This window comes from Bacillus cereus group sp. MYBK79-1 (assembly GCF_051915365.1).
Classification (GTDB): domain Bacteria; phylum Bacillota; class Bacilli; order Bacillales; family Bacillaceae_G; genus Bacillus_A.
Window position 1 is genome coordinate 1 of the sequence record NZ_JBQAEO010000013.1, and the last position, 22,951, is coordinate 22,951.

A 22,951-nucleotide genomic window follows, 5' to 3' on the forward strand; every position below is an offset into this window, starting at 1 on the left:
ATGAACGGCAATGACGTTCGCTCTAATTTAACTACTGATAAAGATGGTAAAATTTCTGTTTCTGATTTACGTCCGGGAGACTATCAGTTTATTGAAACGAAAGCTCCTACTCATTACGACTTAAATCAAAATCCAATCAAGTTTACTGTTGAAAAGAGTCAAACGGCTACAGCTTCTGTTACTGCTACAAATAGCTTAACTAAGGGTGCTGTTGAATTAGCTAAAGTCGACGACATCGACGGTTCTGCTCTTGAAGGAGCTATCTTTAAAATTGTTGATATGAACGGCAATGACGTTCGCTCTAATTTAACTACTGATAAAGATGGTAAAATTTCTGTTTCTGATTTACGTCCGGGAGACTATCAGTTTATTGAAACGAAAGCTCCTACTGGATACGATTTAAGCGCTAAGCCAATTCCTTTCACAATTACGAAAGGACAATCTCAAGTTACTTCTGTTACAGCTTTAAATAGTTTAACAACAGGTTCAATGGAGTTAACTAAAGTTGATATGGATCACCATGGAACACTTGAAGGTGCCATTTTCAATATTTTAGATCAAGACGGAAAAGTAGTACGAGAAGGTTTACAAACAGACGGGCATGGTAAATTAATCATAAATGATTTGAAACCTGGTAATTATCAATTAGTGGAAACAAAAGCTCCTACAGGCTATCAATTAGATGCATCACCAATAAACTTTACAATTGAAAAGGCTCAAGCTACACCACTACAAATTACAGTTTCAAATAAAAAAATCGACTCTTCATCAGGTGGAGATGATAAACCAATTACTCCTCCTAATAAAGAAGAGGAAACAGGTAAAGAAACTTCTGAAGAACTAGAAAAAGGACATCCTGAAACACATGGTAACGGAACTTCCGAAGAACTAGAAAAAGAAAATCCTGAAACACAGATAAACAAACAGCAAGATGACCGAAATACGGGTAAAGAACTTCCAAATACAGGTCACAAAAATGATCCTACACAAACAGTAGGTATCGTACTTATACTAGCTGGATTGTTAAGTATTTTAGCTACAAAACGAAAAAAATATTATTAATAGTTTTTCACACCCAATCAAGTGATCATTTGATTGGGTGTTTTTTTATACAAAAAAGAACGATACCTAACGTATCGTCCTTTTAACGGGGTGAGGCTGTCCAAAAGTACGGAAACCCTTTGAACAGCCTCGTATTTTCATATGGATGCCTTACATATATCACTGATAATAAGTATGAAATGCGGAAACATATTTATCATCACATGATTCAAACATGAGAAAAGAAACCCTACAGCGGTTCCTTCTCTCCACATAATCTAAAGTTTGGGTACACTAGATTCATGCAATGTAGGAGCTTTCCAAGCGGAAAGCGAACCTTCATTTAAAATGATAGCATACATATCTCCATCAAAAATATGCAAATATGCATATAGCATTTTTTATTTCTCAATGTCAGAATATTGAAAAATAATTAAAATAAAGGTAAAATGAAGTCGTTATCCGTCTTCTTTTGTCAGTCAGAGAGAATAGAAGAATAGGAGAGGAAAAAATGAAAAAATCTTTGAAACAAAAGATAGTAAGCTCTTTGCTTGCTGTATCACTCGCTGTTAGCTTAGCTCCAATCGGACAAGCCAAAGCTGATTCCACGTCAGAAATCACACAGACTTCACCTGTCACAAAACAGGTTGATGCAAGCCGTGCCATCGAACACATCCGTTTCTTATCCGAAACAATTGGTCCTCGCCCTGGTGGGACAAAATCAGAAGAATGGGCTTCTCGCTACGTTGGTATGCAACTGAAATCAATGGGCTACGAAGTAGAATATCAACCATTTCAAGTGCCTGATCAATACGTTGGATTTATTGACTCACCATTATCTACAAAGCGTAATTGGCAAGCTGGCGCTGCCCCTAACGCACTAATTTCTACAGAAGCTGTTACAGCTCCTCTTATCTTTGTTCAAGGTGGGACAAAATTAGAGGATATCCCAAATGAAGTAAACGGAAAAATTGTTCTATTTGAAAGAGGAACAACAGTTGCAGACTATAATAAACAAGTTGAAAATGCTGTTAGTAAAGGAGCAAAAGGTGTTCTTTTATACAGTTTAATTGGCGGACGCGGAAATTATGGACAAACGTTCAATCCTCGCCTAACGAAAAAGCAATCTATCCCTGTCTTTGGTCTTGCTTATGCGCAAGGAAATGCATTTAAAGAAGAAATCGCTAAAAAGGGGACAACTCTTCTTTCCCTAAAAGCGAGACATGAATCTAATTTAACATCACTAAATGTCATCGCTAAAAAGAAACCAAAAAATAGTACAGGTAATGAAAAAGCTGTTGTTGTAAGTTCGCACTATGATAGCGTCGTTGGAGCACCTGGAGCAAACGATAATGCTTCTGGTACAGGATTAGTATTAGAGTTAGCTCGTTCTTTTCAAAATGTAGAAACTGATAAAGAAATTCGTTTTATTGCTTTTGGTTCTGAAGAGACTGGCTTACTTGGCTCTGATTATTACGTTAATAGTCTATCTCAAAAAGAACGCGATCGAATTTTAGGTGTCTTTAATGCAGACATGGTTGCAACAAATTACGATAAAGCAAAGAATTTATATGCTATGACGCCTAACGGTTCCCCAAACCTTGTAACAGACGCGGCCGTACAAGCAGGTAAACAATTAAATAATGACCTCGTACTACAAGGTAAATTTGGCTCTAGTGATCACGTACCATTTGCCGAAGTTGGGATCCCTGCTGCCCTATTTATTTGGATGGGTGTCGATAGTTGGAATCCATTAATCTATCATATCGAAAAGGTATATCACACACCTCAAGATAACGTATTTGAGAATATCTCACCTGAACGTATGAAAATGGCATTAGAAGTTATCGGAACTGGTGTTTATAACACACTTCAAAAACCTGTTTCTCAAACTGAACAGAAAGCTGCTTAATTATTTAAAAGATCACTGATTTTTATCAGTGGTCTTTTATTGAGAAAATACATATATGCATAAAAGCATATTTCCTCCTACTCATTATCATATACAATATTAACTGTAACAAAAATGATTACAACTAATAAGGAGGCTTTTTCTACTATGAAAAAAATGATTTTAGCCAGTGCGTTAACTTTAGCAGGAATTACTGGTGCTACCGCGTTTATTCCTGAAACAAAGGTCGCTGCTGCCACTCAAGAACAAAGCTTTACAAAATTTTATTCTTTGCAAACTGGAAGTAGTTCTGAAAAGGAACCTGTTTTCCTTCAAAAGGGACAAGAGTTAACAATTCAACCTAATAGCAAAACTCCTAGTTACAGTGTCTATGACTCAGATCATAAACTTATTGGACGTTATTCTGATGGATACGGCAGAATTTTCACTGCAAAAACAGATGGAAATATGTACGTTCAATTTCATGCACCTTTCGTTTACTATAGTCCTGTTAGCTTTTCCGTTACGTATACAATCCAATAAAATAAAGGGCCTTTCTCAAGGCCCTTTATTTTGCTTCCCAATTCACTTTCACAAATCCATCTTTCACCATTAAGCCACTTATATTTAATACATATTTTTTATTTGCGTTCAATGTAGCTTTGAAAGTACCTTTTTTCGATTCACAAATTTCCTTTAACTCTTTTATCCAAGTCTCTTGAAAAATATCTTCTGCATCTTCTTTCGTCTTCGCTAATTTATAGCATAAGGAATATATTTGCTGCTTATATATATCAATTAATTCTTCTACTTTTTCTTCCATCATAAACCTCCTGTCATTTATATAAGACGACGCAAATTCTCCTTTTGTTTGATAAAATTTTATTTTTTTATTATCTCCATATAAAAAGGCAATCACAACATCGTGTGATTGCCTTTTACTGAAAGCGAAAAATCGGCTCCGCTTTTCTTTATTGTCCAGCTCTGCCTCCTAGCCCCTTCCGTCTAAGAACCTTCCCCACAAGAAGATAAAATACATCTTCTGTGAGAAAGAACCTTAGCCTTCGGGACTAAACAGTCGGCTCCGCTTTTCTTTATTATCCAGCTACAGCGGCTAGAATACTCGGTGGCTTCGCGCCTTCCTCCGAGGCAAACTACGCCTCTTTGTCAGGAGCTCCATCCCCCTCCTATTCTGAACGAGCCGCTTCCGCTTTTCTTAATTACATTTTTTCTGGTGCAGATACTCCTACGATTGCTAATGCGTTTTGAAGTGTAGTGCGTACTGCTTTCATTAATTCGTAACGTGCTTTACTTAATTCTAAGTTATCTTGGTTTAATACTTTTTCTGCATTGTAGAAGCTGTGTAATGCTGCTGCTAATTCAAATGCATAGCTTGTAATGCGGTGTGGCAGACGTTTTTGCGCTGCATCCGCAACTACTGCCGGGAATTCACCAAGTTTTTTCAGTAACTCTACTTCTTTCTCAGAAGTAACAAGTTTGTAGTTCACATCTCCGCCTGTAGCTAATCCTAACTCTTCACCTTGACGAAGAATACTGCATACGCGAGCATGAGCATATTGTGCATAGTATACTGGGTTTTCGTTAGATTTTGATACAGCTAAGTCCATATCAAAGTCTAAATGAGAATCACCGCTACGCATTGCGAAGAAGTAACGCATTGCGTCCACGCCTACTTCTTCCATAAGCTCACGAAGTGTAACTGCTTTACCTGTACGCTTACTCATCTTCATTTTTTCACCATTTTGATACAGTTGTACCATTTGGATGATTTCTACTTCAAGTGTTTCTTTATCGTAACCAAGCGCTTGAATAGCAGCTTTCATACGAGGAATGTAGCCGTGGTGGTCAGCACCCCAAATGTTGATTAACTTATCAAAACCACGCTCTAATTTATCACGGTGGTAAGCGATATCTGGCGTTAAGTATGTGTAAGAACCGTCGTTTTTAATTAATACACGGTTTTTGTCGTCACCGTAAGTCATAGAACGGAACCAAGTTGCGCCGCCTTCTTCAAAGATCTCATCACGCTCTTTTAATACTGCAAGTGCAGCATCGATTTTTCCGTTTTTGTATAATGATGTTTCTGAGAACCATACATCGAATTTAACACGGAAACTTTCTAAGTCTTTTTGAAGTTTTGCTAGCTCATATTTTAAACCGTATGAACGATAGAACTCATAGCTTTCTTCTGCATCAGCTTTTGCATAACGATCACCAAATTCTTCAGCTAAAAGCTTACCGATTCCAATGATGTCCGCACCATGGTATCCGTCTTCTGGCATTTCTTTCTCTAGGCCTAAAGCTTGCATGTAACGAGCTTCAACAGAAAGAGCTAAATTATGAATTTGGTTACCAGCGTCATTAATGTAGTACTCACGAGATACATCGTACCCTGCTTTTGCTAATACGTTACATAAAGTGTCACCTACTGCCGCACCACGTGCATGTCCTAAGTGAAGGTCACCTGTTGGGTTCGCAGATACGAACTCAATTTGTACTTTTTCACCTTTACCAGTATTCGTTTCACCGTAAGCTTCGCCAGCGTTAACGATTGTTGGGATTAAGTCTGTTAAGTAGCTATTATCCATGTAGAAGTTAATGAAACCAGGACCTGCGATTTCAATTTTTTCAATAGAAGCTTTTGCTTTATCAAAGTTTGCAACTAATTCTTCTGCAATCATACGAGGTGCTTTTTTCGCAACGCGTGCAAGTTGCATTGCCATATTTGTAGAGAAGTCACCGTTTGTTTTATCTTTTGGAGATTCTAATACAACGTTTGGAATCTGTTCTTCTGTCGCTAATTCCGCCTTTAATACAGCAGCTTGAATTTCTTCTTTAATTAATCCTTTTACTTGTTCTAAAGAATTCATTATTTTGCCTCCTTCAAATTAAGTGTAATTGTATATCTGCCAGCTTCTTGTTCACTTAGAAGCAATGCGTACGTTAAGAAGAGTTGTCCTTTTTTCTTTTCATCCGACCATTTAAAAAGAACGTTATCAGTTTTCGTTTGCAATGCAAACGTACCAAGTTCACTCGTATACGTACCAGTTGTCCATTCACCTTTCACATGCGTTTGACGCATTGAAACAGCACCTGAACGCATAATAAGAACTTGTTCATCTTGAATTTTAATAATTGTTTTCACTTCGCCCTGTTCGTTCGGCTCTTGGAATGTTACATATGTACCTTGACCTTTTACATAGTATTGACCATTTGCTTCAAAAGCAACGGTTTCCTTCCTCGCCCCTTCACGGATTTCTGTTACGAAATGAACGTGTACCGGCAAGCCTGCAAGTTGTTTCTCCACGTCTTGCACACCTTTCAAATGTTATAGATATTAAATACTACTTATAATAAATCACTTTTCCTATCATATCAAAAAAAACCTCTGTCTGTCTGCTGAAAAATCAGGAAAACTCCATTTCAAAAAATAATTCACTTTCACTTTATTTCATATGATAAAATGTTTTTTAAATCTAAATATTCTTTCATTTAAAGAGGTGAGTTATGTGCTACCAACAAAGTTGAAAAAAGGTGATGAAATTAGGGTTATTTCACCATCTTGTAGTTTAAGTATCGTCTCAAAATGGAGGTTATGTTTCGATTCATGAGGGCGAAGCAACTGGAGAGATTATCGGTGGTAATATGAGCACATTGAATTTACTACAAGGTACACCATATATGCCAAACTTACAGGGTAAAATATTATTTCTCGAGGAGGATAGTTTAACTGGAAAAGCTACCCTTAAAACTTTTGATCGTTATTTGCATTCTCTTATGCAGCAACCTGACTTTGAACATGTAAAAGGCATTGTTATAGGAAGAATGCAAAAAGGTGCAGAATGTACAATAGAAGACATTCAAGAAATGATCGCTTCAAAACCTGAACTTGCACATATCCCTATCATTGCAAACGCAAGTTTCGGGCATACAACCCCTATTTTCACTTTCCCGATTGGTGGACGTGTAAAAATCATTTCTAACAAAGAAAAGACATCCATCACCATTTTAACGCACTAAAACAGGAGCGAATGAGTCGCTCCTTTTATGGTTTTTCTATTTTTTCCAAAGCTTTTTGCGGAATTGATTCTTTTGAGATTTCAGCCCATCCTTTTCCTTGCATACCTTTTGCATAAATTTTTATAAATGCTCCCGTATGTAATTCACGGTTCATCATTCTTTTCACAACTTGTAACTTTCCGTCTTCTGTATACCCTTTAAATGTATACAAGTATTCACCGTCTTTTTTCTCACCTTTATCTATAACCGCATAATAATCTTGTATTTCTTTATTTGAAAAGAAGTTGTCTACAAAAGCATGTACACCTTCTGTTTTCGTATTTAAATAATATGCTGTTCCTCCTAAAATAATGGCGAACACAGCTAAAACTTTAATTACCAATTTCATAAATGCGCCTCCTGTTTGCACTTCTTTTTCACTAACCTTATGTCTATACATGTATTATACGAAAAACAACATACTATACTCTATCGAAACGCCTTACACTTTCCTTACATTATTGTAAGAGTTTTTCCCTTTATAGCAAATTCCCATCAAAAAATTTTTCCGTTTAACAAACTTTTATATTATTATTGAATGATACGAATTTTTATTACAAAAATCAAAGGAGACAGTTTTCAAATGGCTATCTTGCAAGGTTTAGCACTATTACTTGTTGTACTTTGTCTATTTACACTTTTTAGTTACCGTGCTCCTTACGGCATGAAAGCAATGGGTGCTTTAGCTAATGCAGCAATCGCAAGTTTTCTTATTGAAGCATTTCACCGTTATATCGGTGGAGAAATGTTTCATAATGACTTTTTACAATCAGTAGGAGAAGCTTCTGGTAGTATGAGCGGTGTCGCGGCGGCGATTTTAGTTGCACTAGCAATCGGCGTTTCACCCGTATATGCTGTTTTAATCGGTATCGCTACTAGTGGATTCGGTATTTTACCAGGATTTTTCGCTGGATACGTTTGCGCTTTCGTCGTGAAATTTCTCGAAAAGAAATTACCGGCTGGTGTAGAGTTTTTAGCAATTTTATTTATTGCTGCACCAATCTCACGCGGAATGGCAATGCTTATGGATCCGCTCGTGAACGCAACACTCGGTAAAATCGGCTCTATGATTTCAGTTGCAACTACAGAAAGTCCTATCATTATGGGTATTATGCTTGGTGGATTAATAACAGTTATTTCTACCTCTCCATTAAGTTCTATGGCACTAACTGCAATGCTTGGATTAACAGGTTTACCAATGGCAATTGGTAGTCTTGCCGTAGCAGCCTCAGCCCCGATGAACTTTATTTTCTTTAAGCGACTAAAAATTTGCTCAAAGAAAGACACAATCGCTGTAGCAATCGAGCCTTTAACACAAGCCGATGTTGTTTCAGCAAATCCAATTCCAATTTATGCGACAAACTTCGTTGGCGGTGCACTTGCTGGTATTATTACATCTCTGTTCCAACTCGTGAATAATGCACCAGGAACAGCATCACCAATCCCAGGACTTCTTGTCTTATTCGGATTTAATGACGTTGTAAAAGTAACAATTGCTGCTGTATTATGCGGAATCGTTACCACAATTGTTGGATATATCGGATCAATCATATTCCGCAAATATCCAATCCGTTCTGCTGATGAAATTCGCGGCATTACTTCAGAAGAGAAAGTTGCATAAGAAAAAGAGCTATTCTCATCGTTTGAGAATAGCTCTTTTTTATGTTGCGTGACGTTAAATGAAATTATATCAGCGATTTTTTAAATATATCGACTTACCGACACATATCGACAAAACAAGAGCCCCCTATTCATATAGGAGGCTCTTATTTTATCTAGCTACAACGCCTCCTAGACCCTTACGTCTAAGAAGAACCTTCCCTGTTAAAAGGTAAAAAGCACCTTTTGCAGGAAAGAACCTTAGTCACCGGGTCTAAACAGTCGGCTTCACTTTTACTTTATCCAGCTACAGCGACTAGAATGATCGGTGGCTTCGCTTCTTCCTTCGAGGCAAAAAGCGCCTCTACGTCTGAAGCTCCATCCCCCTCACATTCTGAACGAGCCGCTTCCGCTTTTATTTTATTTCACCCAACCGAGCAGCATTTCCCGCACGAATTTGCTTGCTGCGACTGGTGTTTGATCACTATGGTCGTAGACAGGAGCTACTTCTACTAGGTCTGCTCCAACTACATTTATATTTGAATTTGCAATTGCCACGATGGAATCTAATAATTCTTTAGATGTGATACCTCCAGCTTCTAACGTTCCTGTCCCAGGAGCATGAGCTGGGTCTAATACGTCAATGTCGATTGTGACATAGACTGGGCGTCCTGCAAGTTTCGGTAATACTTCTTTTAACGGTTCTAATACGTCAAATTTATATAAGTTCATACCTACTTCTTTTGCCCATTCGAATTCTTCCTTCATTCCAGAACGAATACCGAAAGAATATACGTTTTCCGGACCAATTAAATCGCACACTTTACGAATAGGTGTAGAGTGGGATAAAGGCTCTCCCTCATATGACTCACGTAAGTCAGTATGAGCATCCATATGGATGATTGCTAAATCCGGATATTTTTTTGCCATTGCCTTAAAAATTGGCCAAGACACTAAGTGCTCTCCGCCGAGACCTAGTGGAAACTTACCGGCATCTAAAAGTTTTGATACATACTCTTCAATCATGTCTATGCTGCGCTGTGCGTTTCCGAATGGTAATGGAATATCACCCGCATCAAAATATTTTACCTCTTCTAGTTCACGATCTAAATATGGGCTATATTCTTCAAGACCGATTGATACTTCACGAATACGTGCAGGGCCAAAACGAGAACCTGGACGGTAGCTTACTGTCCAATCCATTGGCATCCCATAAATAACTGCCTCTGACTCTTCAAAACTTGGATGACTTTTAATAAATACTTTACCTGAATAAGCTTCATCAAAACGCATACTCTTTTCCTCCTTGTGTGGAACTTAAGGTATCCCAACCTTTCATTATTTCTCAAATTTGGAGCGAGCTGCTCCTCTTTCTCGATTTACCGGTGTCTTCTTTTTTAACAATAAGAAGACGATTTTCTTTACAGGAGTGTAAGTAGCTAGCATGTTCAAGTCTTCTGGACAAACACCTTAAATGAGCTACCTACACTTTATTTGTTCAAACTCGATTTCTTACTTAATTAAATCGCCAACAAATTTCGGTAATGCGAATGCTGCATTGTGTAATTCTTTTGTGTAGTATTTCGTTTCGATTTCGTGGAAACGCTCTTCACTTACTTCTAATGGATCATGTTTTTTAGATCCAATTGTGAACGTCCAAAGACCACTTGGGTAAGTTGGAATGTTCGCTGTGTATAAACGAGTAATTGGGAAGATTTCTTTTACGTCTTTAAACACAGTTGTAATTAGTTCTGGTGTGAACCAAGGGTTGTCCGTTTGTGCAACGAAAATACCATCTTCTTTTAACGCTTTAGAGATTCCAGCGTAGAAGCCTTTTGTAAATAAGTTTACTGCTGGTCCTACTGGCTCAGTAGAATCTACCATAATTACGTCATATTCATTTTCGCTTTCTGCGATGTGTAGGAAACCGTCTCCTACTTTTACTTCTACACGCTCATTATCTAATGCGCCTGCAATTGATGGTAAGTATTGTTTAGAGTACTCAATTACTTTTCCATCGATTTCAACAAGAGTTGCTTTCTTTACGCTTGGGTGTTTTAACACTTCACGAATAACACCGCCATCGCCACCACCTACAACTAATACGTTTTCAGGGTTTGGATGTGTAAATAAAGGTACGTGCGCTACCATTTCATGATAAACGAACTCATCTTTTTCTGTTGTCATAACCATGCCATCTAAAATAAGCATGTTTCCGAACTCTTCCGTTTCAACCATATCAAGTTTTTGGAATTCTGTTTGCTCCGTATGTAATGTGCGGTTAATACGCGCCGTAATCCCAAAATGTTTTGTTTGTTTTTCAGTGAACCATAGTTCCATCGTACAATCACGCCTTTCAATGCAAATTTATAATAGGGACATCATTAATGTCCCCTAACAAAAATAAAACAAAACATCCAAAAAGTATAGTTAAAAGTACAAAAATACCGAAAATATATTTTAGTCAGAGGGTTCTAACATATATCAGAAAAGGGATTGCCCTGTAATAGGAAAGAAAACCCTTTCTTAAGAAAGGGCTTTTCTCTCTACTTCTACCGGCTTTCGAACCGGAATTAAAATCATTACACAACCGACTAACACAACAATTCCACCGACTAAAAACGGACTTTGCGGTGAAACAGTGTGGCCGATGATTCCTGATAAAATGGGGGCAATCGCGCCGCCTAACCAACGAACGAAGTTATAAACACCTGATGTAACAGATCTTTCATAAGGTGAAATATCCATTACATAACTTGTAAATAATGCATTATTTAACCCTGATGCTAATCCTGATAGAACAATTAATACAATTTGTAACCACATAACTTTCACAAAGAATAGTGCGATTAAGAACAGCGCAAATACGAGTAAACTACCTTTCAACAATGTTTTCGGTTCATATTTCCCTTCTAGCTTATGAGCTAAAATTGCAGAACCGTAAGCTAACGCTAATCCCCATCCGCAAAATACAAATCCTAATTGAATAGCAGATAAATGCATAATAAGTGGTGAATATGCTAACACAACAAAAAATCCGTAGTAGTATAACATTCCTGAAATTGCACCTTGCATAAACGGTTTATACTTCACTAGGTTAAGTAATTCTCCTACGCCTGCCGCTTTACGCTTCACTTTTCGCTCCGGTTCTTTTACAAAAAAGAAAACTAAAATAAATGCTAAGAAAATTAAAATACTCGTCGCAAAAAATGGGTATCGCCAAGAATGTCCACCTAATATCCCGCCTAACAACGGTCCGCCTGCCATCCCTAAACCGATAGCCGCTTCATACAATCCTACTGCTTCATGAACTTCTTTACTTAATGCTATTAAAAGTGTCATCGCCGTTGCGAAGAACATTGCATTTCCTAATCCCCACCCTGCGCGGAAAAGAGATAATTGGGCAATCGTTTGCGATATACCACATATAAACGCAAATACAGTCACAATCCCAAGACCGATCGTCATCATTCGTTTATCACCAAATCTTGATGCGAATATTCCAGCTGGTAACATCATAATGGCCATCGTTAAAATATATGCTGTAAATAACATCTCTACTTGCCAATGCGATGCACCGATCTGTTCAGCAATGCTTGGCAAGATTGGATCGACTACCCCTATACCCGAAAAGGCAAGGAAGGTAGCCACCACCGTAATCAATCTCCCTAGTTTTTGTTTGCTCTCCATTTTGATCATTCTCCTTTTGTACTCTCCAAAAATGCCACCGCACGATGTAAGCTATCTTCAAGTTCTGCCTTTACACGCTGCATTTGTTCCATTTTCTCGTCTAGCGTTTGCACTTGTTTTTCAAGCATCTCTTTAATTTCTTGAATCACTTCGCGGTCACGAGGATTCTCGCTATTTCTTCTTTGCTCCATTCTTTCTTTTAACGATAAGAAATGTTGCATTTCTTGAAGCGTAATCCCTAACACTTCTTTCGCCTCTACAATCCTTTTAATTCTGGTAATATCCTCGTCTGTATACAGACGAATGTTCCCCTCACTACGTTCAGGGGGATGAATTAAACCAATTTCCTCATAATAACGAAGTGTACGTTTTGTTAAACCAACTTGCTTTGTGACTTCATCAATTTTATACATGTTTATTCCTCCCTTCACCGGATTATTACATTTTACGTTAACGTTAACTTTTGTGCAACTGTTAGACTTTTGTAAATGTTTTTCCTATTCAATTGTATTTTTCCCAAAGCAGTTTCATAATGAAAGAAAAGAGATGATAAGGAGATTTTCGCATGAATAAACCACTCATTTTCGCCCACCGCGGGGTAAAAGGAACACATCCAGAAAATACGATGATTGCCTTCCAAGAAGCTGAACGCATTGGCGCTCATGGGATTGAACTTGATGTTCATCTATCAAAAGATGGTGAACTTGTCGTGATTCACGATGAAACGGTAGATCGTACAACAAATGGCATAGGTCTCGTTTCTGAAAAAACGGTAGCAGAATTACAGGCTTTAGATGCTGGTAGCTATAAAGACCCTTCTTTCCACGAAGCAAAAATTCCAACGTTACGCGAAGTATTCATTTGGTTATCTACAACAAATTTACAGCTGAACATTGAGTTAAAAACAGATGTTATCCACTATCCAACTATTGAAGAAAAGGCTGTTGCTCTCGCTCGTGAATATCATCTATCTAATCAAATTGTATTCTCATCATTTAACCACGAATCTGTTTCATTATTAGCAGAAATAGCTCCTGAAATCCCAAGAGCAATTTTATATGATACACCACTTGCTGATCCTATTGCTGAAGCAAAAAATAGAGACGCAACTGGTTTACATCCAAACTTTCAACTACTAACAAAGGAATTTGTTCAACTAGCACAAAAACAAGGGTACGTTTTCCGCCCTTATACAATTAACGAATACAAAGATTTACAAACTATGATTGACTATGGCGTAGATGTCATTATTACCGATTGGCCAGCACGTGCCTTTGAGCTCCTTTCTTAATTGAGGGAGCTTTTTCTTTTCGAAATTTCATTGTTTAAAATAACCGAAAACCCTCAATACTAATACAATAATGTTTGTATGAATGAGGGGCTGAAAAAGATGGATCAAACTATGAATCCGAAACTTAAAAAATATAAACGTCTTTTCTTCACCGTAATGTTTTCTTCTGTTCTTTTTTTCGTTTTTTCCTTTTTTGTTATTATTATAGTTGCAAAAATTATGGGACCTCCTCCTATTGCTGTCCCGCAAACAAGTGTCTTTTACGCTAATGATGACACTGTTATCGGACAAAGTAATGAAATGCAAAAACGTTACAATGTATCTCTCAATGAAATTTCTCCTTATGTAAAAGAGGCAACACTATCTATCGAAGATCAACGATTCTACAAACATCACGGCTTTGATATGAAGCGTATTGCTGGTGCTATTGTTGCCGATTTAAAAGCGATGGCAAAAGTTCAAGGTGCTAGTACGATTACACAACAGTATGCTCGTAACCTATACTTAGATCATGATAAAACGTGGAAACGTAAACTATTAGAAGCAATGTACACAATCCGCCTTGAAGTGAATTATAATAAAAATCATATTTTAGAAGGATATTTAAATACAATTTATTACGGACACGGTGCTTACGGAATCGAAGCTGCGTCCCGTCTATATTTTGATAAAACAGCAAAAGAATTAACATTAGCGGAAGCTAGTATGCTTGCGGGTATCCCGAAAGGACCTAGTGTCTACTCTCCCTTTTTAAAAGAGGATCGTGCAAAAGGACGACAATCTCTCATATTAGATGAAATGGTAGAACAAGGTTATATTACGAAGAAACAAGCAACTTCAGCAAAAAAAGAGCTACTAACTTTCGCCTCATTAGATACGAAAAAAGTTGCAGAGGTCGCGCCTTATTTCCAAGATGCTGTACAAGCTTCTCTTCTTCGTGATATTGGATTAGATGAACAAGCCTTACAAAAAGGTGGTTTGCGTATTTATACAACGCTAGACCCGAAATTACAATCGGTCGCAGAACAAGCTGTAAAAGATCACATACCTAACACAACAAACATACAAACTGCGCTCGTCTCTATGAATCCAAAAACAGGTGAAGTAGCTGCCCTTGTTGGCGGGACTAATTATAATACGAGCCAATTTAACAGGGCTACACAAGCCGCTCGCCAGCCTGGATCTACGTTTAAGCCATTCCTGTATTATGCGGCATTAGAACGCGGGTTCACCCCTGCTACGCGCTTAAAAAGCGAATATACTGTGTTCACTTTAGGTGACGGTGTTTCAAAGTATAAACCGAAAAATTATAAAGACTATTATGCAGACGATTTTGTAACAATGGCGCAAGCTCTTGCAGTCTCAGATAACGTATATGCCGTGAAGACCAACTTATTTTTAGGTGAAGATATTCTTACAAAAACGGCGAAGCAATTCGGTATTACTACCGCATTAAAAGATGTTCCGTCTCTTGCTCTCGGTACATCTCCCGTAAAACCAATTGAAATGGTTAACGCTTATAGCATGTTCGCAAACGGCGGAAAAGAAGTAAAACCAATGTTTATTCGCCGCATTATGGACCATGAAGGAAATATGTTATACGATGCTCATTTGGAGAGTAAGCAAATTCTTGATAAGAGCAAAGCGTTTGTGATGGAAGAAATGATGACAGGTATGTTTAATAAAAAACTAAGCAGTTATGCTGCTGTAACTGGTCAATCGATGTTATCAAAGCTATCAAGAACATATGCCGGAAAGTCTGGTTCTACTGAAACGGATAGTTGGATGATTGGATTTACCCCGCAAATCGTAACTGGTGTATGGGTTGGATATGATCAACCTAAATCGATTTCAAATGTAGCAGAACAAGGATATGCAAAAAGAATATGGACCGATACGATGGAGAAAGGCTTAGATGGACAACCTAAAAAAGGGTTTAAACAACCAAGTGACGTCGTTGCCGTCGATATTAACCCTGAAAATGGAAAAATCGCTACAAAGAACTGTCCAATTTCAGTTAAAATGTATTTCGCAAAAGGTACAGAACCAACTGAATATTGTATGGATCATGTTGATGATAAAGAAGAATTTGAAAAGACAACTGAAGAAAAGAAAAAAACAAGTTGGTGGAAAAAATACCTTCCTTGGTAAAAAAAAATAGCTGACGGGCATCCGTCAGCTATTTTTTATTCACTTAATAATGCACGGCGCAACTCTTCACTAGATTCGTTCCAAATCGCTTCATTATGTTCTTTCAAGAACGTACCAAGTACCTTTTTAGATGATTCATCCATATGGTCAACCATAATGTGACGCTTCATTGATTTATCCATTTTGTTTACGTGCTCTGGAAGTGATTTATATCCGCGGCGAATTTCACGGTCAACTGTCATTTCACAAGCTGTTACACCTGCATAATAAGCACCTGTCGAAGTTCTTTCAATCGTTACCCACACAAGCCAAAATGGTTTTCCGTTTGGAACTTCATCTTTATTTGTTAAAAACTTAATACCTTTTTCTACTGTACTACGCGCATGCATCGCACCGATATCAACGAATGCTGTTTTCTCTAGTACATCAACAAATACTGGTGAAATGTTTTCTAGACTTAATGACCCAACGCCAAAACCACCATGTCCATCTGTTGAATCATTTTTTACGATATTAAAACCGATTTTTTTCTTCTTCTCTGTCATATGTAACTTCCTCCTCACTTACTAACTAATTATATAAGCCTAAAAATAGGTGCAATGATACTGTCTAAAAATAAAAACACACGCGGAATAACTACCTGAAAAATAGGTTGGATCGTGTAATTGCTAAGCGGTGTAATAACGAGAATTAATAAAGCGATTGCTCCATATTTTTCATACTGCGTCATTTTCGCACGAATATTTGCTGGTGCTAAATCTTCCACAACTCGATATCCATCAAGGGGCGGGATTGGTAATAAGTTAAATACAAGTAAAACAATATTTAACATAATAAAGAGTTCGAAAAACTTCCCTAATGTTTGAGCTATTGCAACTGGCATCGCATCGAATACCCCGAATACCGCTAAGCTATACAAAATAATTAAACCAATTGCACTTAAAATCAAGTTACTAATCGGTCCTGCAATTGAAACTAATATTCCCGCAAGGCGAGGTCTTTTAAAATTATACGGGTTAACTGGTACTGGTCTTGCCCAACCGAAACCAAGAATTAATACAGCAATCATCCCGATAGGATCTAAGTGTGCCATCGGTGATAATGTTAAACGGCCTTGCTTCTTTGCTGTATCGTCTCCAAATTTATATGCAACATATGCATGCGCAAATTCATGCACTGATAATGCAATAATAATCGCCATTGCTACCAATGGGATTTCTTGCAATGGATATCTAAATAACTGATCCATACTTCATCTCCTCTTCAATATGTCAAAAAAGAAAATATTTGTTTTTTCGATTGTTCTTCCCCATAATCCGCTATAATAAGATTGTAACTTACATAAAAGGAGCGATTATATATGCCATACGTAACAGTGAAAATGCTAGAAGGACGCACAGAGGAACAAAAGAAAGCTCTTGCTGAGAAAGTAACAGCAGCAGTAAGCGAAACAACTGGTGCTCCTGAAGAAAACATCGTTGTTTTCATCGAAGAAATGTCTAAAAACCATTATGCAGTTGGCGGAAAACGCTTAAGCGACAAATAATTTCAAGTTCTTTCATAAGAAGCAGCCCTTAGCTGCTTCTTATTTTTTTCCTTCTAGTAACTCGATAATTCTCTCTTTATATTTTCCTTTTCTTCCATCTTCATAGATTAAATCATGCGGATAGAATAATTTTTGATCCCTTCTCTTCTTACCAGTAATCGCCTCAACAATATCCGATTCACGTGAAAGCTCTCTAAGTTCTCCATTTGGCATAAGAAGTAAGATTGGCAGACGCTCTTCTTCTTCACCAGCACGATAAAAGTCGTACGGTAAGTCTGATGTTGAATCAACTACTAAATAGTATTCTGGATCAAGTCCAATCTTTTTGAATAAGCTACTTAATTCCATCCAATTATCTAAACCGTGCTTATCTGTAAACTCTACATATTTGAATAGGTTTCGATTCATAAAACGACGGCACAAATCACTTAAAATTGGATCTTCTTCGTCTTGCCATACTTGGAAGTAATAATACATAACGTTCTCATCTAACTTTAAATAATCCTCTACGGTTACTTCTTCTTCAAATAAAGAATAGAAATGGACCGGATGATTTTTAAATGTATAATACTTCTCGTGCAATGATTTTGCACGGTGTAAAATCTTCGTTAAAATAACTTCAGCACTGCGCGTTACCGGATGAAAATATACTTGCCAATACATTTGATAACGACTCATAATATAATGCTCAACAGCATGCATACCACTATTTTTAATGACTACTTGATTCCCGTACGGACGCATGACACGCAGTATACGTTCCATATCAAAGTTTCCGTACTTTACGCCAGTGAAATACGCATCTCTTAGTAAATAGTCCATACGATCCGCATCAATTTGACTGGAAATCATACTAATCGCTAATTTATTAGTAGATGTTTTTCCGATTACATCGGCTACCTTTTGCGGAAAATCTTTATCCACACGACTTAATATGCGATTAATTTCCGTATCTCCAACGATAATCTTTTGCGTAAATTTCTCATGATCTAATGAAAATACTTTTTCAAACGAGTGAGAAAACGGGCCGTGACCGACATCATGAAGTAATGCCGCACATAAACATAACAATCTATCTTCAGCATTCCAATTCGGTCTGCCATCAAACACATCATCAATCATACGACGAATAATTTCATATACACCTAACGAATGAGTAAAGCGACTATGCTCCGCACCGTGAAATGTAAAAAATGTCGTTCCAAGCTGCTTAATACGGCGCAAGCGTTGAAATTCTTTCGTTCCGATTAAATCCCAAATAACGCGATCGCGCACGTGCACATATTTATGTACCGGGTCTTTAAACACTTTTGTTTCGCTGAGTTTGTCGTTTAAATATACCACCTTCCGACATCCCCCTTTCTTTACTGCATTCTTACTATATATTATAAACGAAATAGGAAACAGAAAGAAACGAAAGACTATATTAATTGCCCTTATATAAAGAAAAAATCACTTTTACCAGAGTAAAAGTGATTTCTTTTTATACATTATTTCCCTAAAACGAACTCAGCAACTTCATCTAAGATCATTTCTTTACCTAGAGGGAAGTAACCTTTGTTTAAGTCTTCGTTTTTAATTGTAAATACGTGGTTGTTTTTTACAGCGTTCATGTTTTTCCAAATTGATTCTTCTTGGAATTCTTTTAGACGCTGAGAACCGTCACCAGTCGTAAATACGAATAAGTAATCTGGATTGTAATCGATTAAAGCTTCTTTTTGTACTTGTACTAATGGTTTATCCGTCGGTGTACCTTTAACTGCTGGCAATTTTAAGTCGTTAAAGATTACGCTACCGTAACCGTAGTCACCGTATACGCGGAAAGCATTTGGATATGCAGCCATTTTCATGAATTTAGCATCGCCAGTTTTCGCAACGATTTTGTCATGTAATTTGCTTGCTTTTTCATCATACTGTTTGAACCATTCTTTCGTTTCTTTCTCTTTACCGAAGATTTGACCTACTTCTTCGAATTTTGGACGCCATTGATCTAATGGAGTTTTTAACATAACTGTTGGTGCAATTTTAGATAATTGATCATAGATCTTTTCTTGACGATTGTTTACAAGAATTAAGTCTGGTTTTGCAGCAGCTACTGCTTCGATGTTAATTTTATCGCCCCAAGCAGAGCCAACTGGTTTTACGTCTTTTAATTTCTTTTCAATATGTGCATCAATTTTTTCTTGAGATGTATTAGCAGTAATAATTGGTTTCATACCAAAGATTAATAATTCTTCTGTTGAACCACTAAGGTCAGCAATTTTCTTTGGATTTGCAGGGATTTTAATTTCCCCTTTTGCGTGTTGTACAGTGCGCTCTTCAGTCTTTGCATCCTTCGCATCTGCTTTCTTCTCTTCTTCTTTGTTAGAACAAGCTGCAAATAGTACTGAAGTTACGACTAATACCATTGCTAATAGTGCCATTTTAAAATTCTTCATGTTCCCACTCCTTCTAGCTGTATTTCTCTTATAAGTTGCAATGAATTATAAGAAACGCGGATAACAATCAATCAATATATATTTATTAATTGTTGTTAATAACCCATTCTAAAGGGCGTTCAACTTCCCATTTATATATAAGAAGCTCAACGTCCATTAGAAGTCCCCCCTCTTTAAGAGGGGGTTCTACTTATGCTTTTTTACGTAATTGATTATTAATCATCATTAAATCGTATGTTAAACAAATCGGTTTACAGTTTACTGGACATGGAACGATTTGAGCTTCAATCTCAAATACGTTACGAAGTGTTTCACTTGTCATCACTTCATCTGGCGTTCCTTGTTTCATTAACTTACCTGCTTTTAATGCAATCATATGATCTGAGAAACGAGAAGCATGGTTTAAGTCATGGATAACCATAACAATCGTTCTACCTTCTTCTTCATTTAACTTTTTCAATAAATTTAATACTTCTAATTGATGCGCCATATCTAAGTACGTCGTCGGTTCATCTAATACGAGTAATTCTGTTCCTTGTGCAAGAGCCATCGCAATCCATACACGTTGACGTTGTCCACCTGATAACGCCTCTGCTGAACGATTTGCGAATTCTGTCATTCCCGTCACTTCAAGTGCCCAATGAATGTAACGATAATCCTCTTCTTTCAATGTTCCAAATCCTTTTTGATGAGGAAAGCGACCATATGAAACAAGTTCAAACACAGTAAGGCCGGTTGGCACTTCTGCAGTCTGTGGTAAAATCGCCATTTTCTTTGCGATTTCTTTCGTTGGCTGCTTCTCAATTGCTTTTCCGTCAAGATAAACAGTACCTTTTTTCGCCTTCAAAATACGAGAAGCCGTTTTTAATAATGTGGACTTCCCACAACCATTTGGTCCAATAATCGTTGTAATTTTCCCTTCCGGAATTTCAACTGTTAATCCATCAATAATTAACCCTTCATTATAGCCAACAGATACCGCATCAACTGCTAAAGTTGCCATGCAAAAAGCCTCCCTTTATTTTGTCCTCATAAGTAAGTATATAAAATACGGTGCACCAATTACAGAAATAACTAGACCGACCGGTATTTCTGAAGTGGTTAACACGCTTCTTGAAATTACGTCTGCGAATAAAAGTAAAAACGTCCCTATTAGTGCAGCAGTAGGCAGCATAATTTGATGTTTACCACCAACAAGGCGCCTCGCTAAATGCGGAGCCATTAAACCGATAAAACCAATTCCTCCGGCAACAGCGACAGATGCACCAGCTAAACACACTGCAATAAATAATAATTTACGTCTTTCTTTTTCTACATTTACACCAAGGCCAACAGCTGTGGAGTCGCCTAGATTCATTACATTTAATATGTGCGCCTTACTAATAGCAAGTGGCAAGAAAATAACCATCCATGGAAGTACACTTAACACAAACTTCCAATCTGTGCCCCATAGACTTCCTGCTAACCAAATCGTAGCAAAACGGAAATCGTTAGATGTCATCTTCATAGAAAAAATTAAACTAACAGCACCAAACCCGGCTGCAACAGCGATACCGACAAGTATTAATCGTGTTGATGAAACGCCGTCTTTCCATGCTAGTAAATAAATGATAACCGCTGCTAATATCGCTCCAACTAACGCGAAGAAAGGAAGGATAAATACAGATAAAAATGTACCAGTCCCCACTTTCCCGAAGAAAAAGTAGACGAATATAACAACTGTTAATCCCGCTCCAGCGTTAATACCGATAATCCCTGGATCAGCAAGTGGATTTCGTGATAATCCTTGCAAAATCGCACCTGACATCGCTAAAGCAGATCCAACTAATATAGCAATAACCATACGTGGCATACGGAATTCAAATAAAATAACAGACTGATCTTCAGCCCCAAGTCCAACCAATGACTTTAATACGTCCATTGGCGGTATTTTAAATGTCCCTGTATTTAAACTCACTAAAAATACAGTAACGATTAACCCTACTAAAATTGTTAAAATAGAAACGTTCTTTTTTGTTAAGACACTTGTCCTCACATCTTTCCTCTCCCTTCGTTACGTGCTAAGTAGAGGAAGAATGGAACCCCAATTAGTGCTGTAATTGCTCCAATTGGCGTTTCAAACGGCGGATTAATAACGCGAGATAACATATCTGCACATTCAATTAACAGCCCGCCTAAGACCGCAGAACATGGAATAACCCATCTATAGTCTGAGCCTACAAGGAAACGGGTCATATGCGGGATTACAAGTCCAACAAATCCAACTGATCCTGCCATAGAAACTGCAGAACCTGTTAACACAAGAACAAGTACTGTTCCGATAAATTTAATTAATGTCGTATTTTGACCAAGTCCAATCGCAATTTCTTCACCGAAGCTTAAAATTGTAATATACCTTGACATCATAATTGCAATAAAGAGACAAACAAGCCCAATCGGTACTAACATATTAATACTTTCCCATTTCACGCCAGCAACTCCGCCTGCATTCCACATACTTACCTCTTGGGCAAGGTTGAAATATAGCGCAATTCCAGATGAAATGGCCCCTAATAAAGCACTAATGGCTGCACCTGCTAAAGCTAATTTCACAGGTGTTAATCCACCTGGTGAAGAAGACCCAATCCCATATACAATGCTCGCTCCAAACGCAGCCCCAATAAAAGATGCGATAACGAACATTAAATAAGGTGAATTAGGGAAGAATGCATACATAATTGCAATTCCAAATACAGCCCCATCTGTAATCCCCATTAACGATGGAGAAGCAAGTGGATTTCGCGTCATACCTTGCATAATTGCCCCTGATACCGCTAAAAAGGCACCTGCCACTACGCCCCCTATTGCTCTAGGCATGCGAAGTTCTTGTATTACGTTATGATGCGTAATAGAACCGTCAAACTGAAACACAGCTTGCCATACAGTCTTTAAACTAATATCTGCTGCTCCAAACGAAATAGAAACTGCCATGCTTAAAGCTAACAAAATGGTACCTGCCACTAAAATAATAGAAGCAATGAGCGGTCTACTCTTAATCTCTTTCACATTCTCTTCTTGTTGTCCTATACTCCTTACGCTCGCTTCCATCCCTCAACCATCCTAACCAACAACATATATTTAATATAATGAAATTTATTCTCAAATAGTAATAAAAAAATTAGGTGAATTGACCTTTTCCTGATAATGATTCTCAGAATCAGACACCTTCTATTCTACCTATCGCT

22 protein-coding genes and 1 pseudogene are annotated in these 22,951 nt (G+C 37.6%); 8 read left to right on the forward strand and 15 right to left on the reverse strand.

Annotation, left to right across the window (positions count from 1 at the left end):
• From ACTFOB_RS19090 to ACTFOB_RS19100, 3 genes are all read left to right on the forward strand, one after another.
• Nucleotides 1–1,062: MSCRAMM family protein (locus ACTFOB_RS19090; protein WP_440032734.1), on the forward strand; the 1,062-nt coding region annotated here is incomplete at its 5' end.
• Nucleotides 1,063–1,552: 490 nt separating this feature from the next.
• On the forward strand, nucleotides 1,553–2,953 hold the full coding sequence (locus ACTFOB_RS19095) for a M28 family metallopeptidase (protein WP_440027523.1): 1,401 nt from the start codon (nucleotides 1,553–1,555) through the stop codon (nucleotides 2,951–2,953).
• A gap of 147 nt (nucleotides 2,954–3,100) precedes the next feature.
• A complete protein-coding gene (locus tag ACTFOB_RS19100; protein ID WP_440027521.1) occupies nucleotides 3,101–3,475 on the forward strand; it encodes a hypothetical protein in 375 nt (124 codons plus the stop codon).
• 25 nt (nucleotides 3,476–3,500) lie between these two features.
• Here the strand turns inward: ACTFOB_RS19100 and ACTFOB_RS19105 are convergent, their stop codons facing one another.
• From ACTFOB_RS19105 to ACTFOB_RS19115, 3 genes are all read right to left on the reverse strand, one after another.
• Nucleotides 3,501–3,758: a sigma factor gene (locus ACTFOB_RS19105; protein ID WP_440027520.1), complete on the reverse strand. Its 258-nt coding sequence runs from the start codon at nucleotides 3,756–3,758 to the stop codon at nucleotides 3,501–3,503.
• Nucleotides 3,759–4,152: 394 nt separating this feature from the next.
• On the reverse strand, nucleotides 4,153–5,823 hold the full coding sequence (gene argS, locus ACTFOB_RS19110; RefSeq protein WP_001086441.1) for an arginine--tRNA ligase: 1,671 nt from the start codon (nucleotides 5,821–5,823) through the stop codon (nucleotides 4,153–4,155).
• Nucleotides 5,823–6,260 (reverse strand): DUF1934 domain-containing protein, encoded by a 438-nt coding sequence (locus ACTFOB_RS19115; RefSeq protein ID WP_000414868.1) that lies wholly within the window; start codon nucleotides 6,258–6,260, stop codon nucleotides 5,823–5,825. The genes argS and ACTFOB_RS19115 overlap by 1 nt, the downstream gene beginning before the upstream one ends.
• A 275-nt stretch (nucleotides 6,261–6,535) precedes the next feature.
• Here ACTFOB_RS19115 and ACTFOB_RS19120 point away from each other — a divergent pair.
• Nucleotides 6,536–6,973, forward strand: a pseudogene (locus ACTFOB_RS19120) (LD-carboxypeptidase); the annotation flags it as partial.
• A gap of 25 nt (nucleotides 6,974–6,998) precedes the next feature.
• Here ACTFOB_RS19120 and ACTFOB_RS19125 read toward each other — a convergent pair.
• Nucleotides 6,999–7,361: a YxeA family protein gene (locus ACTFOB_RS19125; RefSeq protein WP_061680051.1), complete on the reverse strand. Its 363-nt coding sequence runs from the start codon at nucleotides 7,359–7,361 to the stop codon at nucleotides 6,999–7,001.
• A gap of 234 nt (nucleotides 7,362–7,595) precedes the next feature.
• Here ACTFOB_RS19125 and ACTFOB_RS19130 point away from each other — a divergent pair, with 234 nt between their 5' ends.
• A complete protein-coding gene (locus ACTFOB_RS19130) occupies nucleotides 7,596–8,633 on the forward strand; it encodes a PTS sugar transporter subunit IIC (RefSeq protein WP_097817108.1) in 1,038 nt (345 codons plus the stop codon).
• A 398-nt stretch (nucleotides 8,634–9,031) separates the two neighbouring features.
• Here the strand turns inward: ACTFOB_RS19130 and speB are convergent, their stop codons facing one another.
• The 4 genes from speB to ACTFOB_RS19150 all read right to left on the reverse strand — a co-directional run bounded on the left by speB (nucleotide 9,032) and on the right by ACTFOB_RS19150 (nucleotide 12,714).
• Entirely contained in the window at nucleotides 9,032–9,904 is an 873-nt protein-coding gene (speB, locus tag ACTFOB_RS19135) for an agmatinase (protein WP_061680052.1), read from the reverse strand.
• Nucleotides 9,905–10,123: 219 nt separating this feature from the next.
• A complete protein-coding gene (speE, locus tag ACTFOB_RS19140) occupies nucleotides 10,124–10,951 on the reverse strand; it encodes a polyamine aminopropyltransferase (protein ID WP_000424696.1) in 828 nt (275 codons plus the stop codon).
• Between the two features lie 186 nt (nucleotides 10,952–11,137).
• Nucleotides 11,138–12,301: an MFS transporter gene (locus tag ACTFOB_RS19145; protein ID WP_440027516.1), complete on the reverse strand. Its 1,164-nt coding sequence runs from the start codon at nucleotides 12,299–12,301 to the stop codon at nucleotides 11,138–11,140.
• Nucleotides 12,302–12,306: 5 nt separating this feature from the next.
• A complete protein-coding gene (locus ACTFOB_RS19150; protein ID WP_440027514.1) occupies nucleotides 12,307–12,714 on the reverse strand; it encodes a MerR family transcriptional regulator in 408 nt (135 codons plus the stop codon).
• A gap of 152 nt (nucleotides 12,715–12,866) precedes the next feature.
• On the opposite strand from ACTFOB_RS19150, the gene ACTFOB_RS19155 reads away from it, so the two are divergent.
• Complete coding sequence (locus ACTFOB_RS19155) at nucleotides 12,867–13,592, forward strand: glycerophosphodiester phosphodiesterase (protein ID WP_440027512.1); 726 nt, start codon at nucleotides 12,867–12,869, stop codon at nucleotides 13,590–13,592.
• A gap of 99 nt (nucleotides 13,593–13,691) precedes the next feature.
• Nucleotides 13,692–15,743 (forward strand): transglycosylase domain-containing protein, encoded by a 2,052-nt coding sequence (locus ACTFOB_RS19160; protein ID WP_440027510.1) that lies wholly within the window; start codon nucleotides 13,692–13,694, stop codon nucleotides 15,741–15,743.
• Nucleotides 15,744–15,778: 35 nt separating this feature from the next.
• On the opposite strand, the gene ACTFOB_RS19165 is transcribed toward ACTFOB_RS19160, so the two are convergent.
• Both ACTFOB_RS19165 and ACTFOB_RS19170 read right to left on the reverse strand, forming a co-directional pair.
• Nucleotides 15,779–16,288, reverse strand: a complete 510-nt coding sequence (locus ACTFOB_RS19165) for a YwhD family protein (RefSeq protein WP_440027509.1) — start codon at nucleotides 16,286–16,288, stop codon at nucleotides 15,779–15,781.
• Between the two features lie 29 nt (nucleotides 16,289–16,317).
• Nucleotides 16,318–16,992: a site-2 protease family protein gene (locus ACTFOB_RS19170; RefSeq protein WP_440027507.1), complete on the reverse strand. Its 675-nt coding sequence runs from the start codon at nucleotides 16,990–16,992 to the stop codon at nucleotides 16,318–16,320.
• 111 nt (nucleotides 16,993–17,103) lie between these two features.
• Here ACTFOB_RS19170 and ACTFOB_RS19175 point away from each other — a divergent pair, with 111 nt between their 5' ends.
• The gene (locus ACTFOB_RS19175; protein WP_001147171.1) at nucleotides 17,104–17,289 is read left to right on the forward strand and encodes a 2-hydroxymuconate tautomerase; all 186 of its coding nucleotides are present in this window, start codon (nucleotides 17,104–17,106) and stop codon (nucleotides 17,287–17,289) included.
• 39 nt (nucleotides 17,290–17,328) lie between these two features.
• Here ACTFOB_RS19175 and ACTFOB_RS19180 read toward each other — a convergent pair whose 3' ends face one another.
• The 5 genes from ACTFOB_RS19180 to ACTFOB_RS19200 form a co-directional block, all read right to left on the reverse strand.
• Nucleotides 17,329–18,633 carry an HD domain-containing protein gene (locus ACTFOB_RS19180; RefSeq protein ID WP_144614855.1) on the reverse strand — a complete coding sequence of 435 codons (1,305 nt, stop codon included), beginning with the start codon at nucleotides 18,631–18,633 and terminating at the stop codon, nucleotides 17,329–17,331.
• A 146-nt stretch (nucleotides 18,634–18,779) separates the two neighbouring features.
• On the reverse strand, nucleotides 18,780–19,727 hold the full coding sequence (locus tag ACTFOB_RS19185) for an ABC transporter substrate-binding protein (RefSeq protein WP_076541342.1): 948 nt from the start codon (nucleotides 19,725–19,727) through the stop codon (nucleotides 18,780–18,782).
• 190 nt (nucleotides 19,728–19,917) lie between these two features.
• Complete coding sequence (locus tag ACTFOB_RS19190; protein ID WP_000212065.1) at nucleotides 19,918–20,730, reverse strand: ABC transporter ATP-binding protein; 813 nt, start codon at nucleotides 20,728–20,730, stop codon at nucleotides 19,918–19,920.
• Between the two features lie 15 nt (nucleotides 20,731–20,745).
• Complete coding sequence (locus tag ACTFOB_RS19195) at nucleotides 20,746–21,762, reverse strand: FecCD family ABC transporter permease (protein ID WP_071757839.1); 1,017 nt, start codon at nucleotides 21,760–21,762, stop codon at nucleotides 20,746–20,748.
• Nucleotides 21,759–22,814, reverse strand: a complete 1,056-nt coding sequence (locus ACTFOB_RS19200) for a FecCD family ABC transporter permease (protein WP_440027503.1) — start codon at nucleotides 22,812–22,814, stop codon at nucleotides 21,759–21,761. The genes ACTFOB_RS19195 and ACTFOB_RS19200 overlap by 4 nt, the downstream gene beginning before the upstream one ends.
• Nucleotides 22,815–22,951: the final 137 nt, after the last annotated feature.